Genomic DNA, 20891 nt, shown 5'->3' with positions numbered 1-20891 from the left:
GCTTAGCAGTAGAGAGACGGCATGTCCGCAACACCCCAAACGCTTACCCTACCCGCTCCCGCCAAGCTGAACCGTATGCTGCACATCGTAGGGCGCCGCCCAGATGGCTACCACGAACTGCAGACGCTGTTTCAATTCATCGACCTATGCGACTACCTGAGTTTCACGCTGCGCCAAGATGGCATCATCGAACTGACCACACCGATAGCGGGAGTGGCCCACGATGACAACCTGATCGTACGGGCAGCCACCTTACTGCAGCAGGCCAGCGGCACCCACTTAGGCGCGACGATTTCCATCGAGAAGCGCCTACCCATGGGCGGCGGCTTGGGTGGGGGCAGCTCCAACGCAGCCACCGCACTCAAAGGGCTCGACCGGCTCTGGCAGCTTGGACTGGGCGATACGCCCCTGGCCGAGCTCGGTTTGGCGCTGGGTGCCGACGTGCCGGTTTTCGTTCGGGGCCGCAGCGCCTGGGCAGAAGGCGTCGGCGAAAAGTTGACGCCCGTGACTCTCGACACCCCATGGTTCGTGGTCATTCACCCCGGTATTAGCGTCTCGACCCCGGCGATCTTCCAAGACTCGGAATTGACACGCGACAGCCTCCCCATTACTATGGCGCGCGCACTGCAGGGGGGAGTAGCCGAGTGGCGTAATGACTGCGAGGCGACCGTCAAAAAACGCTACCCGCACATCGCGGAAGCACTTGACTGGCTCGCGCAGCATGCACCTAGTCGACTGACGGGCACAGGCGCCTGTTTGTTTGCCGCTTTCGAGTCGAAAGAGGCAGCGCAAACGGTGGCTGAATTGGCTAATCGGCGCTGGCAAGCGTGGGTAGCGCGCGGACTCAACACCTCTCCCCTACAAGATGCTCTGGGCTGCTGAAAGCGCCCGGTCATCGCATTAGGTTATTGCTGGGGTATCGCCAAGTGGTAAGGCACCGGTTTTTGGTATCGGCATTCCCAGGTTCGAATCCTGGTACCCCAGCCAACGCTAATGTTGATCTGCGTTTTCTCCCCTGATCCCCAACACTGCAAAGGTGGCTGCGCGTGTCAAAATTGATGGTTTTCACCGGGAACGCCAATCCCGAACTCGCTCAAAAGATTGCCGAGAGCTTAGACAGCCGGATGGGTAACGCCACGGTGGGTCAATTTAGCGACGGCGAAATCGCGGTCGAGATCAATGAGAACGTGCGTGGTAAGGATGTCTTCATCCTGCAATCCACCTGTGCCCCGACGAACGACAACCTGATGGAACTGATCCTGATGGTCGACGCTCTGCGTCGCGCCTCAGCGACCCGTATTACGGCAGTGGTTCCCTATTTTGGCTATGCCCGCCAGGACCGTCGTGTACGCTCCGCCCGTGTTCCCATCTCCGCCAAAGTCGTGGCGGACATGATGGTGAAAGCAGGCGTCGACCGCGTCATGACCATGGACCTGCACGCTGACCAAATCCAAGGTTTCTTCGACGTTCCGGTCGATAACGTATACGGCTCACCGATCCTGCTGGACGACATCGAGCGTCAGAACTACGACGATCTCGTGGTCGTCTCTCCTGACGTTGGCGGCGTGGTACGCGCCCGTGCCATCGCCAAGCAGCTCAACGCCGATCTGGCGATCATCGACAAGCGTCGCCCCCAGGCGAACCAAGCCCAGGTGATGCACATCATCGGTGAAATCGAAGGACGCACCTGCGTGGTCGTCGATGACATGATCGACACCGCCGGCACGCTGTGTAAAGCCGGTGAAGCCCTGAAAGACCACGGCGCTGCGCGCGTTGTCGCGTACGCCACGCATCCGATCTTGTCCGGCCCCGCGGTCGACAACATTACCAACTCTGTACTGGACGAGGTTGTCGTGACCGACACCATTCCGCTCGCCGACCACGCGCGTCGCAGCGGAAAAATTCGCCAGTTGAGCGTTGCTGGCCTGATTGCGGAAGCCATTCGCCGCGTCAGCAACGAAGAATCCGTCAGCGCGATGTTTCACTAACGCCTGACGTTATGAGCCCCCACTTGGGGCCCTGGAAACGTCGTCGTCTGGTCGCGGGCGGCGGCGTTTCCTTACTTAAACCAAGAGGCAAATTCCATGTCTGATTTTATCCTGCAAGCCAGCGTTCGTAACGACCTGGGGAAAGGTGCGAGCCGCCGCCTGCGTCGTGCGAACCAACAAGTACCGGCCGTTGTATACGGCGGTGAGAAAGGTGCTCAGTCGATCTCCGTAGAAAAAACGGCGTTCTACAAAGCGATCGAAGACGAGTCCTTCTTCTCCTCTGTCATCAAGCTGGTGATCGACGGTAAAGAAGAGCAAGTTGTCGTTCGTGACCTGCAGCGTCACCCGTTCAAGCCGCTGCTGACCCACGCTGACTTCCTGCGTGTTGACGCTACTCACGAAATCACCATTAACGTGCCGCTGCACGTGGTGAACGAAGAGAAGTGTGTCGGCATCAAAGACCAAGGCGGCGAACTGCACGTACTGGCCAACGAAGTGGCCATTAGCTGCTTGCCGAAAGATCTTCCGGACTTCCTGGAAGTGGACATCAGCAAGGTCGAGCTGGGCACGACTCTGCACCTGTCTGACCTGACCCTGCCGGCCGGCGTCACCTCCGTTGACCTGTCCCATGGTGAAGAGCACGACAACGCCATTCTGAGCATCACCAAAGTGAAAGTACGCGGCGACGACGAAGAAGAAGACGAAGGCGAAGGCGACGCAGAAGACAGCGCCGAGTAAGCCTGGTTAAAAGTGCTGCCAGCCAGCGCTGCCTGGGCCATGCTCGCATGGCCCAGGGATGTTAAAATCAAGCGCTTCGGCGCTTGATTTTTTTTTGCGGCATGAGGCTCGATAGCCTCAGGCAGCCGCCTGCCAAGGCAGTTCCGTCACACGTCGTCATATCTTCCAGAACCGTTGGAGGTGGGAAAATGAGCCAGGTAACGGCCATTATAGGACTGGGCAACCCAGGCGCTGAATACGACGCCACCCGACACAACGCGGGCTTTTGGCTCGTCGACGCCATTGCACGCAGCGCCCACACCGAATTGCGTCCTGAAAAAAAGTTTTTAGGTCTCTACGCCAAAGCCCGTGTGGGTGACCATGAGCTGCATTTGCTCAACCCCACCACGTTCATGAACCGTAGCGGTGCGGCGGTCGCCGCGCTTACCCAATTCTTCAAATTGACCCCGGAGAACCTGCTGGTCGCCCACGACGAACTCGACCTTCCCCCGGGGCAGTCACGTTATAAAACCGGCGGCGGACACGGCGGCCACAACGGGCTGCGCGATATCATCAGCGCCCTGGGCAACCAGAAGCAGTTTCACCGCCTGCGCATTGGAATTGGCCACCCGGGCGAAGCGAAGCAGGTGGTCAATTACGTGCTGGGCCGCCCGGGCAAGGCCGAACAAGAAGCCATCGAGCGCTCGCTGGACGAGTGTCTGGCCACGCTGCCCCTCGCGCTTTCCGGCGACTGGGCTAAAGCCATGAACCGCCTGCATAGCGTAAAATAGCGGCACGTTGTCGGACTCTATCACCCCGCGTTACGAACGCACTCTTTTCACACCGGGCAGACGCAGCAACGGTTGCGCCGCCCTAGCGGTCAGGAAGTTATTTTATGGGCTTTAACTGCGGTATCGTCGGCCTACCCAACGTAGGCAAATCCACGCTCTTCAATGCGTTGACCAAGTCGGGCATTGATGCCGAGAACTTTCCGTTCTGCACCATCGAACCCAACGTCGGTATCGTGCCGATGCCCGACCCACGTCTGGACAAGCTGGCGGCCATTGTGAAGCCTGAAAAAGTGCTGCCCACCACTATGGAGTTCGTGGACATCGCGGGTCTTGTAGCAGGCGCCTCCAAGGGAGAGGGCCTGGGCAACAAGTTCCTCGCCAACATTCGCGAAACCCAAGCGATTGCCCACGTGGTGCGCTGTTTCGATAACGACAACGTCATCCACGTCGCCAATCAGGTCGACCCACGCGCCGACATCGAGACCATCAACCTCGAGCTCGCCCTTGCCGACCTGGACACCGTCGAGAAAGCCAGTCAGCGCTTGGTGCGCGTGGTGAAAGGTGGTGACAAAGACGCCATTGCCACCAAAGCCGTGCTGGACAAGATTCAGCCGCACCTGGCAGAAGGCCAGCCGCTGCGCAGTTTTGGGCTGGACGAGGACGAGAAGCGTCAGGTAAAAAGTTTCGGCTTCTTGACCCTCAAGCCCACCATGTACATTGCCAACGTCAATGAAGACGGCTTCGAGAACAACCCCTACCTGGACATCGTCAAAGAGATCGCCGCCGAAGAAGGTGCAGTCGTCGTGCCGGTGTGCAACCAGTTAGAAGCCGAAATTGCCGAGCTGGATGACGAAGAGCGCAGCATGTTCCTGGCCGACATGGGCATGGAAGAGCCGGGACTCGACCGCGTGATTCGCGCGGGCTACGCCCTGCTGGGCCTGCAAACCTACTTCACCGCCGGTGTGAAAGAAGTGCGCGCCTGGACCGTGAAACAGGGCGCTAGCGCGCCGGAAGCCGCCGGTGTGATTCACACCGATTTTCATAAAGGCTTCATTCGCGCCGAGGTCATCGCCTATGACGACTACGTCGCGCTAGGCGGCGAACAAGGTGCCAAAGACAACGGCAAATGGCGCTTGGAAGGCAAAGAGTACATCGTCAAAGATGGCGACGTGATCCACTTCCGCTTCAATGTATAAGCGAGAAAAGAAACAAATGCTTGACGGGCGGCGTGCCTCTGGGTAATATTCGCCCCCGTTGAACGGCTACGTAGCTCAGCTGGTTAGAGCACATCACTCATAATGATGGGGTCCCCTGTTCAAATCAGGGCGTAGCCACCAACACCGAATACCGCTAGCAATAGCCAGGCCCGCTGACTCAGTCAGCGGGCCTTTTTCGTTTTTAAAATGCTGATCAATATTACGCAAGCGCCGGGCGGTTCAAGAAGACCGTCAGCGCACGGGTCAGGTAATCCACGTCTCGCGTACCGGACGTTTCACGAATCGAGTGCATCGCCCACTGGGGCAACCCGACGTCGATGGTCGGCACGCCCACTTCCGTGGCGGTAATCGGCCCTATGGTGCTACCACAGCCCATATCCGCCCGTGTGACGAACGACTGTACGGGCACATCTGCTTCGCGACACACGTCCCGGAACAGCGCGCCGGTGACGCTATTGGTGGCGTAGCGTTGGCTGGCGTTCACCTTGATCACCGGGCCGCCGTTAATGGCCGGACCGTGACGTTCATCGTGTTTGTCGCGGAAGTTTGGATGCAGCGCGTGGGCGTTATCGCAGGAAATCATCAGCGACGATTGAATCAGCTGAATCAACGACTCCTCGCTGCCACCGCCCACCTGGGCATTCAAGCGTTTCAGCACGTCGCTCAAGAACGGCCCCTGGGCACCGCACGCGCTGGCACTGCCCACCTCCTCATGGTCATTCGCCACTAGCAGCGCGCCCTGACTACCATCGCTTTCCAGCAGCGCTTCCAGGCCCACGAAGCACGAAAGCAGGTTATCCAGCCGCGCGCTGGCCAGCAGCTCCTTGCGCAACCCGACCAGTGATGGCGGCTGAACGTCGTAAAAACCCAACTCGAAATCCACCACCTCGACCGCGCGTAGGCCGTGCTGCTCTTCCAACCACTGCCCCAGCAGTTCGTGCAGCTTGGCGGTATCGCTCTGCATCAGCACCGGCGCCATCTGTGTTTGCGGATTGATCGAGCGCCCCGCATTTACATCGCGGTCCATATGGATCGCCAAGCTCGGAATCATTGCAATCGGACGCGCCACGTTGAGCAGCACGCTCTCCAAGCGGCCATCGGCATGGCGCACGTGAACGCGGCCCGCCAAGCCCAAATCGCGGTCAAACCAGGGGGCCAATAGCACGCCGCCGTACACCTGCACGCCCAACTGCAGCCAACCCGCTGAATATTGGGTGGCGTTGGGCTTCAAGCGCAGCCCTGGGCTATCGGTGTGAGCACCCAGCATGCGCAGGCTGGTCAGCTTACCAGCGGGCAGCTGAAACGCGATCACCGACGAGTCGTTGCGCGTCACGTAGTAGCGCTTTCCTGGCGACAACTGCCAGTTCGCGGTCTCTTCCAGGCGCGCAAAGCCCGCCTGCTCCAAACGCTCGACCATGCGTTGGGTCGCATGCCATGGCGTGGGCGACTGCTGCAGAAAATCGCACAGCCGCGTTAAACGTTCCGCGTTGAAAGCCTCGGACATGGAATTCCTCATAACAGTAATGATTGAGTCTCACAGGGGAAATGACCTGCTACAATGCTCCCTCGGCCTACGCAACTCATAGGCTGACTGCGGGTCTAGGGAAGAATGAGTGTACACAAATCCGGGAGAGCTTGACTGATGAGCTTGTTTGCAACGCTTTCGCGCTCGGTCGCCCTTGCCGTCATGCTGGTGATCACCAGCCCGGCAGCGCTGGCGCAACTTGCGCCGACCGACGAACAACGCCAAGCGGCGGTGGAAATTGCGGAAGCCCTCCGCTATGGCCATTATGCCGATATTGATTTCGACGAACAGTGGTCACAGGAAGCTTTCCAGCGCTATCTGGACATTCTTGATGGTCAGCGCAGCTACTTACTGAACCGTGACATCGAACCCTATCGCCACCTCGAAGACGACATGGCCGACGCGCTGTTCGACGGCGACCTAGACGATGCGTTTGCGCTTTACAACCGTCTCAGCGAGCGGCACACAAACCGCTTGGAATGGCTGCTCGCCGAATTGGACGACGGTTTATCGTTGGAGTTCGATAGCAACGAACGCTTGGAAGTCGACCGCGAAGACGCTCCCTGGGCCAGCCGCGAAAGCGAGCTGGATGAGCTATGGCGCAAACGGCTGAAAAACGACGCCCTGACCCTCGCCCTCACCGACCAAGACGCAGAGCAGATCGAAGACAACCTGCGCCAACGTTATGAAGGCCAGCTTTCGCGGTTACGCCAAACGGAATCGGAAGATGTCTTTGGGCTGCTGATGGCCGCTGTCTCCGGCACCATCGACCCGCATACCGGCTACCTATCTCCTCGCCAAGGCGAATCTTTTGACATTCAAATGAGCCTCTCGCTGGAGGGCATAGGCGCGCTACTGCAATCCGACGGCGAGTACGTCAAGGTCTCTAGCCTCGTACCCGGCGGCCCCGCGGAGCGCGCAGGTGTATTAGAACCCGCCGACCGCATCATCGCCGTGGGCCAGGAAGAGGGAGAAATGGTCAACGTGGTGGGCATGCGCCTGGATAACGTCGTCGACCTGATTCGCGGCCCGAAAGGCTCCGTGGTCCGCCTGGACGTGGTGCCGGCCCAGGCGGTGGATATGACCCGCTCGCAAATCGTCGAAATCACCCGCGATACGGTGAGCCTTGAAGATCAAGCCGCCCACAGCGAAGTGATCGAAGTGATGCGTGACGGCGAGCCACACCGCATCGGCGTCATCAATGTGCCCACCTTCTACGTGGACTTCGACGCCTGGCAAGCCGGTGAAGAGGAGTACCGCAGCACCACCCGCGACGTCGCCCGAGAAATCGAGACTCTCAAAAAAAAGGGTGTGGAAGGCATCGTGCTGGACCTGCGCAATAACGGCGGTGGCGCGCTACAGGAAGCCAATTCGCTGATCGGCCTATTCATCGACCGCGGCCCCACCGTGCAGGTACGCGACGCCCAGGGCCGCATTCAGCTCTACGGCGACACCGAAGCGGGCACCGTGTACGACGGTCCACTCACCGTACTGGTGAACCGCCTTTCAGCTTCGGCCTCGGAAATCTTTGCCGGCGCCATTCAGGACTACGGCCGTGGCGTTGTAGTGGGCGCCTCCACCTTTGGCAAAGGCACCGTGCAAACCCTCAACGAGCTGAGCCATGGCCAAATCAAACTGACCCGCGCCAAGTTCTACCGTATCTCTGGCGACAGCACCCAGAACCGCGGCGTGGAGCCAGACATCACGTTTCCCAGCTTGATCGACCCCGAGCGCATTGGTGAAAGCAGCCTGGATAACGCATTGGCTTGGGACACCGTGCAAAACGTTCAGTATCGCCGCTACGGCGAGCCGGAGCGCGTACTGCCTACGCTGATTGCTCGCCACGAAGAGCGCGCCAAAGAGAATCCCAACTTCCGCTATCTGGAACGCCAGTCCACGCTGGCTCGCCAGCTGCGTGAACAGCACACCAGCGTGAGCCTAAACCGCGAGCAGCGTCAGAGAGAGCTAGAGGCCCAAGAAGCCGAGCAACTCTCTCTGGAGAACCAGCGCCGCCGCGCCCTGGGCCTGCCGGAACTGGAAGAGTGGATGGACGCGCGTAGCGACGGCACCGCCGCCACCGAAGACGCCGAGACCGAGAACGACAGCGACGACGAAGAGATGCCCGTGGACCGCGCCCACGTGCTCGAAGCCGCCGAAGTGCTCCTCGACTACGTTCATCTGCAAGAGAGCCAGCGCATGGCCAAGCGTTAACCACGCTTACCCTACACTGGAAGCGACAACGCCAGCCTTCGGGCTGGCGTTTTTTTGCATGTCATCGATGGCTGTTAACAGAGCGCCGCACGCCGCGCCGGGCGATCTCCCATGCGCGCCAAGCGTTGCGTCAGCGCTTCCAACGGCACTGCACTCCCCTGCGCACCCGATGCGATGATCGACTGCGCCCAGGCCGGCAGCTGCGGCGCCAAACGGTAGTAGACCCACTGCCCCTCCCGCTGGTCGACCAGCAAGCCACACTGTCGCAGCTGTGCCAAATGGCGCGACACCTTGGGCTGAGACTCCTCAAGCGCATAGGTCATCTCACACACACACAGCGACTGCTCGCGGGCAATCAGCAGCACCAGCATCAGCCGCGTCTCATCGCTCAAACACTTGAACACCTGCAGCGCCTGCAGGCTAGCCGCTTCTCCCACGACACCTTCCCACGCCATGAATTGGAAACATAGTGTACGCCATACGATAGGCAGGCGTTAAGAAGGGACGGACAGCTAACAAATACACATGTAAAAACACCCAAGATGCCAGTTGGCAACGGGCGATAGAATCATTCAGATAGGAAAGGTGATACGCTAAATGGCTCCCCGAGCAGGACTCGAACCTGCGACCCAATGATTAACAGTCATTTGCTCTACCAACTGAGCTATCGGGGAACGTTTACCTTATCGGTAATAATAGCAGAACAGCGATGTGGCTCCTCGAGCAGGACTCGAACCTGCGACCCAATGATTAACAGTCATTTGCTCTACCAACTGAGCTATCGAGGAACATCGTTTGCTGTTGCGTCTGAGCTGGAACCGACGACTTATCAGTGTTTGCGTAGATTGACCTAAGCCACTGTGCTGATAAGTGTTTTGGCTCCTCGAGCAGGACTCGAACCTGCGACCCAATGATTAACAGTCATTTGCTCTACCAACTGAGCTATCGAGGAACTGCTCAAACACGGTGCGTAGTATACTGATTGAATCGCGCGGGTCAAGTATCGATTATGGGGGAGTGCTAGCCCCTGGTTGGCTGTGTCCGTATAATGCAGCCATTCGACGGCAGCGCTGCACGCTGTCTCACCGTTATTTCATTCATCCCTCGTCCCCTTCGACGACCCATAGATGACAGGTACCGATGGCGAAGAAGCTCTTCATCAAAACGCACGGCTGCCAAATGAACGAGTACGACTCCTCGCGTATGGCGGACCTACTCGGCGAATCTCACCAGCTAGAACTCACCGATAACGAGAAGGAAGCAGACGTCATTCTTCTCAACACCTGCTCCATTCGTGAAAAGGCGCAGGACAAGGTGTACCACCAGCTAGGCCGCTGGAAAAAGCTCAAAGACGCCAATCCAGACCTGGTCATTGGTGTGGGCGGCTGCGTAGCCAGCCAAGAGGGTGAAGCGCTGCGCAAACGCGCCCCTTACGTGGACATGATCTTTGGCCCGCAAACGCTACACCGCGTGCCGAAGATGCTCGACGCCCGCAACAATAATCAGATTGCGGCGGTGGACGTCACTTTCCCGGAAATCGAGAAGTTCGACCACTTGCCCCAGCCCAAGTCCGATGGCGCGACGGCGTTCGTGTCGGTCATGGAAGGCTGCTCCAAGTACTGTACGTTCTGCGTGGTGCCCTACACCCGTGGCGAAGAGGTCTCGCGACCCTTCGAGGCGGTGATGGACGAAGTGATCCACCTGGCGGACCAGGGCGTGCGCGAGATCAACCTGCTGGGCCAGAACGTCAACGCCTACCGGGGGGAGAATGACGATGGCGACGAGATCGACCTGGCCGAGCTGATTGCCTGCGTGGCCGCCGTCGACGGTATCGACCGCATTCGCTTCACTACCTCGCACCCAGTGGAATTCACTGACAGCCTGGTCGACGCCTTTGCCGAGATTCCCGAGCTGGTCAGCCACCTGCACCTACCGGTGCAGTCCGGCTCCGACCGAATTCTCAGCGCCATGAAGCGCGGGCACACGGCAGAAGAGTACATCGAGAAGATGGAGCGCATCCGCGCGAACCGCCCGGATATTAGCTTCTCCTCCGACTTCATCATCGGCTTCCCCGGTGAAACGGAAGAAGATTTCGAAGCGACGATTGATCTGATTCATCGCATCGGCTTCGACCACTCGTTCAGCTTCGTCTACTCGGCGCGCCCCGGCACGCCGGCATCGGGCTTGGCCGACGACACGCCAGAAAGCGTCAAGAAGCAGCGCCTGGCCATTCTGCAGGAGCGCATCCTGCAGCAGGCGGCGCAAATCAGCCGCCGTATGGTGGGCTCTACCCAGCGCATCCTGGTCACCGGGTTCTCGCCCAAGGACCCCGGCCAGCTCTCCGGGCGCACCGAGAACAACCGAGTCGTCAATTTCCGTGCCGCCAACCCCACCGAACTGATCGGCTACTTCGTCGATGTCGAGATCACCGAAGCGCTGCCCAACTCGCTGCGTGGCGAGCTTGCTTCGGGCGAGCGTTATTGATCGCTCGCCTATCCTATGTAATTGCCCCGGCCCCGCCGGGGCAGTAAGCTGAGACTCACACACATCAACTAACGGGTTTCTTACTCTTGAGCCAGCCATCACCTCAGGCCAATCGCATCATTACCCTAAGCCTTGAACCCAATGACCCGCAGCGCCTTGCCAGCCTCTGCGGCCAGCAGGACGAGCACCTAAAGCTGATCGAGAGCCGCCTGGACGTGACGTTGCGCAACCGTGGCAACGTTTTTCAGCTGGCCGGTGCCGCGAATCGTATCAAAGCGGCTGCCAACGTGCTGGAACACCTCTACCGTGAAACCGCTGCCGACGAGCTCTCGGCGGATACCGTGCATCTATTCCTGCAGGAGTCAGGCCTGGAAGCACTGGAGGAGGAAGAGGACGGCGAAGGCGGTAGCGATGAAGTGATCATGCGCACCCCGCGTGCCATGATCAAACCCCGCGGCCTGAACCAGCAGCGCTACGTGCAGAGCATCCGCGAGCACGACATCAACTTCGGCATCGGACCAGCGGGTACCGGCAAAACGTACCTTGCCGTAGCGGCTGCCGTGGAAGCGCTCAACCAGCAAGAGGTGCGCCGCATCCTTCTGGTCCGCCCAGCGGTGGAAGCGGGCGAAAAGCTCGGCTTCCTACCGGGGGACTTGGCGCAAAAGATCGACCCGTACCTGCGCCCGCTATACGACGCGCTGTACGAAATGATCGGCTTTGAGCAGGTGGCGAAACTGATCGAGCGTCAGGTGATCGAGATTGCCCCGCTGGCTTACATGCGTGGCCGCACACTCAACAACTCGTACATCATTTTGGACGAGAGCCAGAACACCACGCCGGAGCAGATGAAGATGTTTCTGACGCGGATCGGCTTTGGCTCCACGGCGGTCATCACCGGCGACATTACCCAGGTCGACCTGCCCCGGGGGCAGCGCTCGGGGCTGTCGCAGGTGCTGGACGTGCTCAAGGATACCCCCGGCATCGGCGTGACCCACTTTGCCGCGAAGGACGTAGTGCGTCACCCGCTGGTGCAGCGCATCATCGAAGCCTACGACGAGTTCGAGTCTCAGCAGGAAGTGGCCGAGCGTGCCCGGCGTGAAGCCCGCCAGCAGGAGCGCGAAGCGCGTATGCAGGCCATGGAGCGCAACAGCAGTCCGAGAGAGAACGACCGATGAGCACTATCGTGATCGACCGGCAGGCGGCCATCGATGAGCCGCTGCTCCCTTCGCTCGAACAGCTCACCCACTGGGTGGGCTGTGTCTTTTCTCGTCATCCGGACGACGAGCGTCAAGAGTTGACCATTCGTTTCGTCGACGAAGAGGAGAGCCAGGCGCTCAACCGCGACTATCGCGGTAAAGACAAGCCCACCAACGTGCTCTCGTTTCCGTTCGAGAACCCACCTGGCATCACTCTTCCGCTGCTGGGTGACCTAATCATTTGTCACGCCGTGGTCGCCCGCGAAGCCGACGAACAGCAGAAGCCGCTGGCCCACCACTATGCACACATGGTCGTACACGGCACCCTTCACTTGATGGGCTACGATCATATCGACGACCAGGAAGCCGAAGAGATGGAGCAATTAGAGCGTGAGCTGTTGGCTTCCCTCGATATTGCTGATCCTTATCACGCGTCCTAAATCCAGCGAACGTTTAGAGTGGTGTCAACGGCCACTCAGTGATACAACGATGGCGTGTATGTACGATCACCCTAGCAACACCTTTTTTGGTAACTGAGAGATTTGACGCAATGAGCGAAGACCGATCGAGCAACCCCAATCAAAAATCATGGCTCGAGAAACTCTTTGGCGCCCTTTCCGGAGACAACGACGAACCCAGCTCACGAGACGAGCTGATGACGTTTTTACGCCACACCGCTGGCAAACTGAAGCTCGATCAAGACGCCATCATGATTATTGAGGGGGCGCTCGATATCAGCGATCAGCAGGTGCGTGAAATCTTGATCCCACGCTCTCAGGTCACGGCCATTACCCTCGATCAAACGCGGGAAGATTACCTGCCGCTAATCCAAGAAACCGGCCACTCCCGCTACCCCGTGGTGGGCGAAAATCTGGACGACGTGAAAGGTATCCTGCTTGTCAAGGATCTACTGCCCCTGCTGTCACAATCGCAAGAGAGCCGCGACGCCTTCAAGCTGGAAGACGTGCTGCGCCCAGCGATGTTCATTCCCGAATCCAAACGTCTGAATACGCTGCTCAAGGAGTTTCGCGAGACCCATAACCATATGGCGATCGTGGTGGACGAGTACGGTGGCACGGCGGGGATCATCACCATCGAAGACATTCTCGAACAGATCGTCGGGGATATCGAAGACGAGCATGATACCGATGAAGAGGACGATATCCGTACGCTGGAGAACGGCCACTTCGCCATTCGCGCCCTCACGCCCATCGAAGACTTCAACGAGCGTTTCGGCACCGAATTCTCCGACGACGAATTCGACACGGTGGGTGGACTGGTCATGCAGCAGTTCGGTCACCTTCCCGGCCGCGGCGAACACACGACGCTAGGCGGCTGGCGCTTCGTCATCTTGAACGCCGATAATCGCCGTATTCGCCTGCTCGAAGCCTACCGCGACAGCGACGCCGCTGACGACGAGCATCAGGACGACTAGATGGCCGTCCTCCCACTGTCTTTACTACCCTGCAGATAGGATATCGCCATGGGGTTCACACCCACGTTGATGCTACAGCTGCTCGCCGCTCTGGTGGCGGGCGGCTTTACCACGCTGACCGCCTCCCCCTTCGAACTCTGGTGGCTAGGCCCGGTGGCCATGGGCCTGCTGTACGTGGGCCTGCACACGCTGACTCCGCGCCAGGCGGCGCTGAAAGGCTGGCTTTATGGCGTGGCGTTATTTGCCAGCGGCACCTCTTGGGTGTACGTCTCGATTCACGATTACGGCTATACCGGGGTGCCGCTGGCGGTGTTTTTGACGGCGCTCTTCGTTGGGGTGCTGGCGCTCTTCTTTGCGGGCACGTTCTGGCTCTACCGCCGCTTCATCGGCCCCCGCTGGGCGCTGCTCACCTTTGCTGGTGCGTGGGTGCTGGGCGAGGTGCTGCGCACTTACTTGTTCACCGGCTTCCCTTGGCTGCTGGTCGGCGCGAGCTACGTGGACTCCCCACTGGCCAACTGGGCCCCAGTAGGAGGTGTCTACCTACTCTCGCTGCTGGTGGTGCTCACCGGCACGCTGGGAGCGGAACTATTGCGCCGCCAGTGGTGGGTCGCCCTGCCGCTGGCCGCCATCTGGCTGGCCCCGCTGGCACTGCCCAGCCAGTGGACCACGCCGGTCAGCGAGCCTACCCGCGTGGCGCTGCTACAGGGAAACTTGCCGCAGCTGCTGAAGTGGACCCCCGAAGGCCAGCGTACCGCGGCCAATACCTACAGCGAGCTGACGCGCGAAGTGGCGGATGAGACGGATCTGATCGTGTGGCCGGAAACGGCGTTGCCCATGATCGATAGCCAAGCACGGCCCGTGCTGGAGCGAGTGCAGTCCAACCTGCCGCCTGAAACGGCTCTCATCACCGGCATCGTGCAGTTGGATGAGAACGACCGCTACTTCAACAGCGTGATTGGCGTTGGCAACGTGGAAGGCAGCTACCAAAAAGAGCACCTGGTGCCGTTTGGTGAGTACCTGCCGCTGGAGAGCCTGCTGCGCGGCGCCATCAACTTCTTCGACTTGCCCATGTCCAGCTTTACCAAGGGCGCCTCCGAGCAGGTGCCGATGCAAGCAGCAGGAGTGGCGATCGGTAACGCCATTTGCTACGAGATCATCTACCCAGCGCTGGTCGCAAAGCGGGCGGCAGATAGCGGCGTGATCGTGACCGTCTCCAACGATACTTGGTTCGGCGCCTCCATCGGCCCGCACCAGCACCTGCAAATGGCGCGCCTGCGCGCCTTGGAGAACGGCCGTTACGTGGTACGCGCCACCAGCAACGGCATCACCGCCATCATCGACCCACGTGGCGACGTAGTGGAGCGCGCGCCGCAGTTCGAGACCACCTATCTCACCGGCGAGTTTTACGCCATGGAGGGGCTGACGCCGTTCACCCGCCTGGGCAGCCTGCCCGTTTGGTTGCTGGCGGGGCTACTGCTGCTACCGGGCCTCGTGCGTCGGCGGTAACGGTTGCGGCGCAGCGGCCATCAAAAAGCCCCCTGACACGTTCGTGGCAGGGGGCTTCGTTTTAGGCGGGCTTCTAACAGCCCTCGCCGATCAGGTGCTGCTAGGAATTTCTCCGAGCACTTCTGGAATGGTCATGCGCACGTAGCGGCCCGGCGCGGCTTCGATCACCTTCAGCTCGCCCGCACCCGGCTGGCGGGCGGGCACCATCTTTTTCGGGTCCGCATCGGCGTAGCCGTTCTCCGTCACCCACGCTTGCCAATGGGGCCACCAGGAGCCTTCGTGGAAGGTCGCGCCCTCCTGCCAGGCGTCGTGGGTCTCGGGCAGCGTGTCGTTGGTCCAGTAGCCATACTTGTTCTTATGAGGCGGGTTCACGATACCGGCAATATGCCCGGAACCGCCCAGCACGAAGGTCGTCGGGCCTTTGGGCAGCAGCGCACCGTAGTAGGTGCTGTTCCACTTGGCGATGTGATCCTCTTTGGTGGAGACGAAATAGCTGGGCGCCGAAATTTTGCGCAGGTCGATGTTGACGCCGTCCAGCTCGATGCCGCCCGGCTCCACCAAACGGTTCTCCAGGTACATATGACGCAAATACCATGCGTGAGTGCCAGCCGGCAGGTTGGTGCCGTCGGTGTTCCAGTAGAGCAGGTCGAAGGCTGCCGGAATCTCACCCTTCAGATAGTTGTTGATGTAGAACGACCAGAACAGGTCGTTCTCGCGCAACAGATTGAAGGTATAGGCCATGGATCGGCCATCCAAATAGCCCTGCACCTGCATGGTTTGCTCAATGCCCTGCACTACGCGCTCGTTCAAGAACACGCCGATATCGCCCGGGTCTCGAAAATCCTGCAGTGTGGCCATGTAGGTGACCGATTTCACCTTGCGGCCACGGCGGGTGCTGGTGAGGTAAGCCACCGTCGAGGCGGTCAGCGTGCCGCCCACGCAGTAGCTCAGCAGGTTGACCGACTTCTCTCCGCACGCCTTTTCGATGGCCTCCATGGCGCTGATCGGGCCCATCTGCATGTAATCGGCCCAGGTAATGTCACGCTGCTCGGGACCTGGGTTACGCCAGGAGATCAGAAACACCGTGTGGCCTTGGTCGACCATCCACTTTACGAGCGAGTTATCTTCACGCAGGTCGAGGATGTAATACTTGTTGATCCAGGGCGGCACGATCAATAGCGGCGTCTTGAACGTTTTTTCGGTGGTCGGCGTGTATTGAATGAGCTGGATCAGCTCGTTTTCATACACTACGGCGCCAGGCGTTACCGCGATGTTCTCGCCCACGCCAAAGGCGCTGCGGTCGGTCATGCGTACGTTGATACCCTCTGCCGAGTTGGCAAGGTCTTCACGCAGCCGTGCCAACCCGTCGACCAAATTCTGGCCTTTGGTTTCCAGGGTACGGCGCATCACTTCTGGGTTGGTCGAGACGAAGTTGGTGGGCGACATCGCGTTCACCAACTGGCGGGCGTAAAACGCCAGATTACGCTTATGAACGGGGTCCAACCCGTCGAGGTCGTTAATCAGCTCGTCGACCATCTGCGAAAACAGCAGATACTGCTGCATGATCGCCATGTAGTAGGGATCGGTGGTCCAGGCATCGTCCTTGAAGCGCCGGTCATGTTTGGGCGGGGTCACGAGCGGGGTGACCTGCTCTCCGGCCATGGCGCGCACTCCCTGCTGCCATAAAAGCCACTGGTCTTGCATCAGCCGCGACTGGGTTTGCCACAGCAAATTTGGGTTGCTCATCAGCGAGCGGGCGGCGGCTTCGAAGCTCTCGCGCATATCGCTGTAGACGGAGTCGGCGGCTTCGCTGGGCGCCATGCGTGTCAGTAAGTCGCCTAACAGAGCGTTGTACTGCTCACCAATGTCGTCGAGCTGCGCCTTCCATGCCTCCATCTCTTCTTGAGAGTAGTGTTGAGACGGCATTTTCCACCCTGACTGCATACCCCTTCCCCCTCACCTGCTGGGCGGCATCCGCCCCGGCAACGCTTTCAAGAACACGACAAACGAAGGCGGCGCCTCGATGGCGCCGCACGGCTCGTTCACGATCAGCTTTTGCGAGACGACTGGCTCGTCGCTTTGGCGGGCTGCTCGCCTTTGGCGGCGGCGCTGGCCTGTTCGGTCATTTTTTGCCCGGCTTCGCTAAACAGCTTCTCCATTTCGGATTTGAACTGCAGGCTCATCTCGCTCATCGCTCGCGCGTCTTCCTGCATTTGTTGGGAGAGCTCGTTCATCATTTCTGCTTGTTGGGTGCCGAAATCGCGCAGGCTCTCGGCGTCGCTGATCTCCGTTGCACTGCGGATGCGCTCGGTGCCCATTTGGGTATAGCGCTTCATCGCTTCGAGCTGATACTGGGTCATTTTTTCCATGTTGTTGAGCATCAGCGAGTTCATCTTGCGCATCGGCTCGAACATTTGGCGGGTCTGGGCGTTGAAGGCGTCCATCATTTTGTCTTGCATGGTGATTGCTCCTATCTCTCGTTCCTTGGCATGAGCCGGGAGTGGCTCATCACATCGCAAATTGCTGCACCGCAAAAAGAGTAATACGCGCCATGCTGCTTTGCAATATACTCCCGCCGCAGTGCTCCCCATCGATAGCGCCTAACTCGCCTACCCCTTGGCCCGAGAGCGAGAAGAGGCCGTGGCTTTCGCCTTGGTCGTTTTCTCATTGGCCGCCGACGAAGGTTCGCTATCCGTTTGGCTGGCACTACCGCTGTGGGCGCTACCGGCCTGGCGCAGCATATCCAGCATCATCTGTTGATAGGTGCCAAAATTGGCCAGCCCCTGTGAAAGCCCCTGCTGCATCATGGGTTGCTGCAAAAAGGGGCGCATCAAGCTCATGGGGTCATAGCCCTCTACCCCTGATTCCATCTGCCGTTGAATGTTGTTCAGCAAGTTCTGCTGGAACGCTTCCACATCGGGGAGCCCCAGCGACTGCCGAAACTCATCGGGCGTCAGGTCAAACTCAACGTTAATTTTCATAGGGAACTCCTTAACCGTCTTCCTTGAGTGTAGCAGCGAACTTCTCGGCGTACCTTGGCGTTATCGCTGACCCAAACGCGGTGTATCAACGCTAACGTCGGCGTTTTGGCCACGATGGCGCAGCCAGTGGTCGAGCAGCGTAATCGCCATCATGGCCTCGGCAATCGGCGTTGCCCGAATACCCACGCAGGGGTCGTGACGCCCTTTGGTGATCACCTCGACCGGCTCGCCGTATACATCGATGGAGCGTCCGGGCGTGGTAATGCTGGACGTCGGCTTCAGCGCCAGCCGCGCGACGATGGGCTGGCCGCTGGAAATGCCGCCCAGCACGCCGCCTGCGTGGTTGGAGAGAAAGCCTTCCGGCGTCATCTCGTCGCGGTGTTCGCTTCCGCGCTGGGCAACGCAGCCAAAGCCCGCGCCGATTTCGATCCCTTTTACCGCGTTGATACTCATCAAACCGTGCGCTAGATCAGCATCCAGGCGGTCGAAGACCGGCTCGCCCAGACCCACGGGCACGCCCTCGGCAATCACGGTGATTTCCGCACCCACGGAGTCCTGATCCCGGCGAAGCTGATCCATGTAGGTTTCCAGCTCAGGGACCTTATCGGGGTCGGGGCAGAAAAAGGCGTTCTGATCGACGGCGTCCCAGGTTTTGAAGTCGATCTTGATCGGTCCGAGCTGGCTCATGTAGCCACGAATCTGAATACCCTGTGCCGCCAGCACCTTCTTGGCAATGGCACCGGCCGCCACGCGCATGGCGGTTTCACGGGCACTGGAGCGGCCGCCCCCTCGGTAGTCGCGGTGGCCATACTTGTGGTGATAAGTGTAGTCCGCGTGGGCGGGGCGGAACTGGTCCTTGATCTTGGAGTAGTCCTTGGAGCGCTGGTCGGTGTTTTCGATCAGCAGGCCAATGGAGGTGCCGGTGGTCTTGCCGTCGAACACGCCGGAAAGAATGCGCACCTGATCCGGCTCTTTGCGCTGGGTGGTGTGGCGCGAGCTGCCAGGGCGACGGCGATCCAGGTCGCCTTGCAGATCCTCTTCGCTAATCGCGATACCGGGAGGGCAGCCATCGATGATGGCTCCCAACGCGGGACCGTGGCTTTCGCCAAAAGTAGTGACGGTAAACAGTTTGCCAAACGTATTGCCAGACATGGGCGTTAATTCCTCACGCAAAAGACGCCGCATGGGCGTCGAGTTCAGCGGCGCTCAGGGCGAACACGCCCTGGCCGCCACGCTCGAATTCAAGCCAGATGAACGGCACCTCGGGGAAGGCGGCCTCCACGTGGCGGTCAGAGTTGCCGACTTCGACGATCAGCCAGCCCTCTTCCGTTAAGTGTTGCCGCGCCTCGCGCAGAATGCGCCGCACGATATCCAGGCCGTCGCTGCCGGCGCCCAGCGCCAGCGACGGCTCGTGGCGGAACTCGGCGGGCATGGTGGCCAGATCGCGCTCATCGACGTAGGGCGGGTTGGAGACGATCAGGTCGAAGCGCTGGCCTTCCAGGCCGTCGAACACGTCCGATGCCACGGCGCGCACGCGGTCGCCGACATCGTGACGGGTAATATTTTGCCGCGCCACGGCCAAGGCATCCTGGCTGATATCCGCCAGCGCCACTTCACAGGTGGGCAGCACCAGCGCCGTGGCAATGCCGATACAGCCAGAGCCGGTGCATAAATCCAGCACCCGGGCGGGCGGCTCTTCGGGGAACCAGGCGGCAAAGCCATCTTCGATCAGTTCAGCCATCGGCGAGCGGGGGATCAACACGCGCTCATCGACGTTGAAGGGATAGCCAGCAAAGAAGGCTTCGCCCAGCAGATACGGCAGCGGGCGGCGCGTGGTGACGCGCTCACGAGCGAGGCGAATGATCCGCTCGCGCTCGACGGGCAGCAGCCGCGCATCCAGCACGGCGGGGTCGACGTTCCAGGGCAGATGCAGCGCACCCAGGCAGAGCGCTACCGCCTCGTCCCATGGCGACTGCGTACCGTGGCCATAGTGCAACCCCGCCAAATAGAACTCACTGGAAACCCAGCGCAAATAGTCTCTCAGCGTGAAAAGCTCGCTGATCAACGCAGATTCCGGCTGCGCTAACGTCGAGGGGAAGGACTCATCGGTGAGATGCGTGGTCACAAGGGCTCCTGGCGTCAAAAATTCGTTAGGGGGATTGTACCTTTGACGCCGCCCGGTTCACAGCAGCGCTAGGCTCGCTATACTGTCTCGCCTTAGCGTTTTTATTCATCGCCGTGTTTTTCACCACTACCTTGTTGATTCGAGCCGACCATGACGCGACACCTGCCCAACGATGACGATATCAGTGCCTTTCGCCAAGCGCTGCAGGCGGCAGGGGTGCGCCGTATTGCCACTAACCAAGCCGATCCCGGCAAGCCCAAGCGCCCGTCAGAGGCCAGCGAAGCGCGCCGCCGCGCGGCGGTGGAGAGCAACACGTTGCAAACCAGTGGGCGCACTTCCGATGGCCGGGTAGAGGCCGTGCGGCCCTCGGAGTATCTTGAGTTCAGCGTCCCCGACCTCCCCTGGCGTACCTTTAGCCAGCTCAAACGGGGCCAAACGGCATGGCAGGCGGGGTTGGATCTGCACGGCTACACCTTGGAAGAGGCGCGTTTGGAGCTGGAGAGTTTCTTGCGCGACGCCGCCGCTCAGGGGCTGCGCTGCGTGCTGGTGGTGCATGGCAAGGCGTGGGGCACCACGTCCGACTTCCCTGTGCTGAAAAGCCACACCAACGCCTGGCTGAGAGAGTGGCCCGGCGTGCTGGCGTTCTGCTCTGCCACCGATATCGATGGCGGCACCGGGGCGGTGTATATCTTGCTGCGTAAGCGTGGCCAGTAGG

General features: G+C 60.0%; 19 protein-coding genes and 5 tRNA genes. 14 read left to right on the top strand and 10 right to left on the bottom strand.

Annotation, left to right across the window (positions count from 1 at the left end; translation table 11 throughout):
- Positions 1 to 21: 21 nt before the first annotated feature.
- The 7 genes from ispE (at position 22) to FRH_RS11925 (ending at position 4833) form a co-directional block, all read left to right on the top strand.
- Positions 22 to 882 carry a 4-(cytidine 5'-diphospho)-2-C-methyl-D-erythritol kinase gene (gene ispE / locus FRH_RS11955; RefSeq protein WP_281996930.1) on the top strand — a complete coding sequence of 287 codons (861 nt, stop codon included), beginning with the start codon at positions 22 to 24 and terminating at the stop codon, positions 880 to 882.
- Between the two features lie 30 nt (positions 883 to 912).
- Positions 913 to 987 (top strand) — tRNA-Gln (locus FRH_RS11950).
- A gap of 59 nt (positions 988 to 1046) precedes the next feature.
- Positions 1047 to 1988, top strand: coding sequence for a ribose-phosphate pyrophosphokinase (locus FRH_RS11945; RefSeq protein WP_026001771.1), 942 nt, complete (start codon positions 1047 to 1049; stop codon positions 1986 to 1988).
- Between the two features lie 96 nt (positions 1989 to 2084).
- Positions 2085 to 2726 carry a 50S ribosomal protein L25/general stress protein Ctc gene (locus FRH_RS11940; protein ID WP_281996929.1) on the top strand — a complete coding sequence of 214 codons (642 nt, stop codon included), beginning with the start codon at positions 2085 to 2087 and terminating at the stop codon, positions 2724 to 2726.
- A 188-nt stretch (positions 2727 to 2914) separates the two neighbouring features.
- Positions 2915 to 3496: an aminoacyl-tRNA hydrolase gene (gene pth / locus FRH_RS11935; protein WP_239296229.1), complete on the top strand. Its 582-nt coding sequence runs from the start codon at positions 2915 to 2917 to the stop codon at positions 3494 to 3496.
- A gap of 104 nt (positions 3497 to 3600) precedes the next feature.
- On the top strand, positions 3601 to 4692 hold the full coding sequence (ychF, locus tag FRH_RS11930) for a redox-regulated ATPase YchF (RefSeq protein WP_281996928.1): 1092 nt from the start codon (positions 3601 to 3603) through the stop codon (positions 4690 to 4692).
- 64 nt (positions 4693 to 4756) lie between these two features.
- Positions 4757 to 4833, top strand: a tRNA-Met gene (locus FRH_RS11925).
- A gap of 79 nt (positions 4834 to 4912) precedes the next feature.
- Here FRH_RS11925 and FRH_RS11920 read toward each other — a convergent pair.
- Positions 4913 to 6217 carry a M18 family aminopeptidase gene (locus tag FRH_RS11920; protein ID WP_153842398.1) on the bottom strand — a complete coding sequence of 435 codons (1305 nt, stop codon included), beginning with the start codon at positions 6215 to 6217 and terminating at the stop codon, positions 4913 to 4915.
- A gap of 138 nt (positions 6218 to 6355) precedes the next feature.
- On the opposite strand from FRH_RS11920, the gene FRH_RS11915 reads away from it, so the two are divergent.
- Positions 6356 to 8449, top strand: a complete 2094-nt coding sequence (locus tag FRH_RS11915) for a carboxy terminal-processing peptidase (RefSeq protein ID WP_281996927.1) — start codon at positions 6356 to 6358, stop codon at positions 8447 to 8449.
- 74 nt (positions 8450 to 8523) lie between these two features.
- Here the strand turns inward: FRH_RS11915 and FRH_RS11910 are convergent, their stop codons facing one another.
- The 4 genes from FRH_RS11910 to FRH_RS11895 form a co-directional block, all read right to left on the bottom strand.
- The gene (locus tag FRH_RS11910) at positions 8524 to 8904 is read right to left on the bottom strand and encodes a metalloregulator ArsR/SmtB family transcription factor (RefSeq protein ID WP_176558203.1); all 381 of its coding nucleotides are present in this window, start codon (positions 8902 to 8904) and stop codon (positions 8524 to 8526) included.
- A 143-nt stretch (positions 8905 to 9047) separates the two neighbouring features.
- Positions 9048 to 9123: transfer RNA gene (locus FRH_RS11905), tRNA-Asn, on the bottom strand.
- A 38-nt stretch (positions 9124 to 9161) separates the two neighbouring features.
- A tRNA-Asn gene (locus FRH_RS11900) sits at positions 9162 to 9237 on the bottom strand.
- 88 nt (positions 9238 to 9325) lie between these two features.
- Positions 9326 to 9401 (bottom strand) — tRNA-Asn (locus FRH_RS11895).
- Between the two features lie 188 nt (positions 9402 to 9589).
- Here FRH_RS11895 and miaB point away from each other — a divergent pair.
- The 5 genes from miaB (at position 9590) to lnt (ending at position 15070) form a co-directional block, all read left to right on the top strand.
- Positions 9590 to 10933, top strand: a complete 1344-nt coding sequence (miaB, locus tag FRH_RS11890; RefSeq protein ID WP_281996926.1) for a tRNA (N6-isopentenyl adenosine(37)-C2)-methylthiotransferase MiaB — start codon at positions 9590 to 9592, stop codon at positions 10931 to 10933.
- Between the two features lie 86 nt (positions 10934 to 11019).
- On the top strand, positions 11020 to 12108 hold the full coding sequence (locus FRH_RS11885) for a PhoH family protein (protein WP_139525540.1): 1089 nt from the start codon (positions 11020 to 11022) through the stop codon (positions 12106 to 12108).
- On the top strand, positions 12105 to 12569 hold the full coding sequence (ybeY, locus tag FRH_RS11880) for an rRNA maturation RNase YbeY (protein ID WP_139525539.1): 465 nt from the start codon (positions 12105 to 12107) through the stop codon (positions 12567 to 12569). Before FRH_RS11885 ends, ybeY begins: the two co-directional genes overlap by 4 nt.
- A gap of 110 nt (positions 12570 to 12679) precedes the next feature.
- Positions 12680 to 13564, top strand: coding sequence for a transporter associated domain-containing protein (locus FRH_RS11875; protein WP_139525538.1), 885 nt, complete (start codon positions 12680 to 12682; stop codon positions 13562 to 13564).
- 48 nt (positions 13565 to 13612) lie between these two features.
- Positions 13613 to 15070, top strand: a complete 1458-nt coding sequence (gene lnt / locus FRH_RS11870; protein WP_153842396.1) for an apolipoprotein N-acyltransferase — start codon at positions 13613 to 13615, stop codon at positions 15068 to 15070.
- A 90-nt stretch (positions 15071 to 15160) separates the two neighbouring features.
- On the opposite strand, the gene phaC is transcribed toward lnt, so the two are convergent.
- The 5 genes from phaC to prmB form a co-directional block, all read right to left on the bottom strand.
- Entirely contained in the window at positions 15161 to 17014 is a 1854-nt protein-coding gene (gene phaC / locus FRH_RS11865; RefSeq protein WP_153842395.1) for a class I poly(R)-hydroxyalkanoic acid synthase, read from the bottom strand.
- Positions 17015 to 17118: 104 nt separating this feature from the next.
- Positions 17119 to 17529 carry a phasin family protein gene (locus FRH_RS11860; RefSeq protein ID WP_139525535.1) on the bottom strand — a complete coding sequence of 137 codons (411 nt, stop codon included), beginning with the start codon at positions 17527 to 17529 and terminating at the stop codon, positions 17119 to 17121.
- A gap of 150 nt (positions 17530 to 17679) precedes the next feature.
- On the bottom strand, positions 17680 to 18051 hold the full coding sequence (locus tag FRH_RS11855; RefSeq protein WP_139525534.1) for a hypothetical protein: 372 nt from the start codon (positions 18049 to 18051) through the stop codon (positions 17680 to 17682).
- A gap of 60 nt (positions 18052 to 18111) precedes the next feature.
- The gene (aroC, locus tag FRH_RS11850) at positions 18112 to 19203 is read right to left on the bottom strand and encodes a chorismate synthase (RefSeq protein WP_281996925.1); all 1092 of its coding nucleotides are present in this window, start codon (positions 19201 to 19203) and stop codon (positions 18112 to 18114) included.
- Positions 19204 to 19216: 13 nt separating this feature from the next.
- The gene (gene prmB, locus FRH_RS11845) at positions 19217 to 20176 is read right to left on the bottom strand and encodes a 50S ribosomal protein L3 N(5)-glutamine methyltransferase (RefSeq protein ID WP_153842393.1); all 960 of its coding nucleotides are present in this window, start codon (positions 20174 to 20176) and stop codon (positions 19217 to 19219) included.
- Between the two features lie 150 nt (positions 20177 to 20326).
- Here prmB and FRH_RS11840 point away from each other — a divergent pair, with 150 nt between their 5' ends.
- On the top strand, positions 20327 to 20890 hold the full coding sequence (locus FRH_RS11840; protein ID WP_153842392.1) for a Smr/MutS family protein: 564 nt from the start codon (positions 20327 to 20329) through the stop codon (positions 20888 to 20890).
- The last annotated feature ends 1 nt before the right edge of the window (position 20891 follow it).

Origin of the sequence: Halomonas sp. A020, assembly GCF_027943625.1 — a bacterium.
GTDB classification, from domain to species: domain Bacteria; phylum Pseudomonadota; class Gammaproteobacteria; order Pseudomonadales; family Halomonadaceae; genus Vreelandella; species Vreelandella piezotolerans.
This window is presented reverse-complemented; position numbering and strand designations above follow the sequence as displayed.

Excerpts from the sequence above, each read along its gene's own strand:
- ispE (WP_281996930.1), top strand. The coding sequence starts at position 22 with ATGTCCGCAACACCCCAAACGCTTACCCTACCCGCTCCCGCCAAGCTG.
- FRH_RS11915 (WP_281996927.1), top strand. The coding sequence starts at position 6,356 with ATGAGCTTGTTTGCAACGCTTTCGCGCTCGGTCGCCCTTGCCGTCATG.
- ybeY (WP_139525539.1), top strand. The coding sequence starts at position 12,105 with ATGAGCACTATCGTGATCGACCGGCAGGCGGCCATCGATGAGCCGCTG.
- ychF (WP_281996928.1), top strand. The coding sequence starts at position 3,601 with ATGGGCTTTAACTGCGGTATCGTCGGCCTACCCAACGTAGGCAAATCC.
- FRH_RS11860 (WP_139525535.1), bottom strand. The coding sequence starts at position 17,529 with ATGCAAGACAAAATGATGGACGCCTTCAACGCCCAGACCCGCCAAATG.
- FRH_RS11840 (WP_153842392.1), top strand. The coding sequence starts at position 20,327 with ATGACGCGACACCTGCCCAACGATGACGATATCAGTGCCTTTCGCCAA.
- FRH_RS11855 (WP_139525534.1), bottom strand. The coding sequence starts at position 18,051 with ATGAAAATTAACGTTGAGTTTGACCTGACGCCCGATGAGTTTCGGCAG.
- aroC (WP_281996925.1), bottom strand. The coding sequence starts at position 19,203 with ATGTCTGGCAATACGTTTGGCAAACTGTTTACCGTCACTACTTTTGGC.
- pth (WP_239296229.1), top strand. The coding sequence starts at position 2,915 with ATGAGCCAGGTAACGGCCATTATAGGACTGGGCAACCCAGGCGCTGAA.
- FRH_RS11920 (WP_153842398.1), bottom strand. The coding sequence starts at position 6,217 with ATGTCCGAGGCTTTCAACGCGGAACGTTTAACGCGGCTGTGCGATTTT.
- FRH_RS11940 (WP_281996929.1), top strand. The coding sequence starts at position 2,085 with ATGTCTGATTTTATCCTGCAAGCCAGCGTTCGTAACGACCTGGGGAAA.
- lnt (WP_153842396.1), top strand. The coding sequence starts at position 13,613 with ATGGGGTTCACACCCACGTTGATGCTACAGCTGCTCGCCGCTCTGGTG.
- miaB (WP_281996926.1), top strand. The coding sequence starts at position 9,590 with ATGGCGAAGAAGCTCTTCATCAAAACGCACGGCTGCCAAATGAACGAG.
- FRH_RS11875 (WP_139525538.1), top strand. The coding sequence starts at position 12,680 with ATGAGCGAAGACCGATCGAGCAACCCCAATCAAAAATCATGGCTCGAG.
- FRH_RS11910 (WP_176558203.1), bottom strand. The coding sequence starts at position 8,904 with ATGGCGTGGGAAGGTGTCGTGGGAGAAGCGGCTAGCCTGCAGGCGCTG.
- phaC (WP_153842395.1), bottom strand. The coding sequence starts at position 17,014 with ATGCAGTCAGGGTGGAAAATGCCGTCTCAACACTACTCTCAAGAAGAG.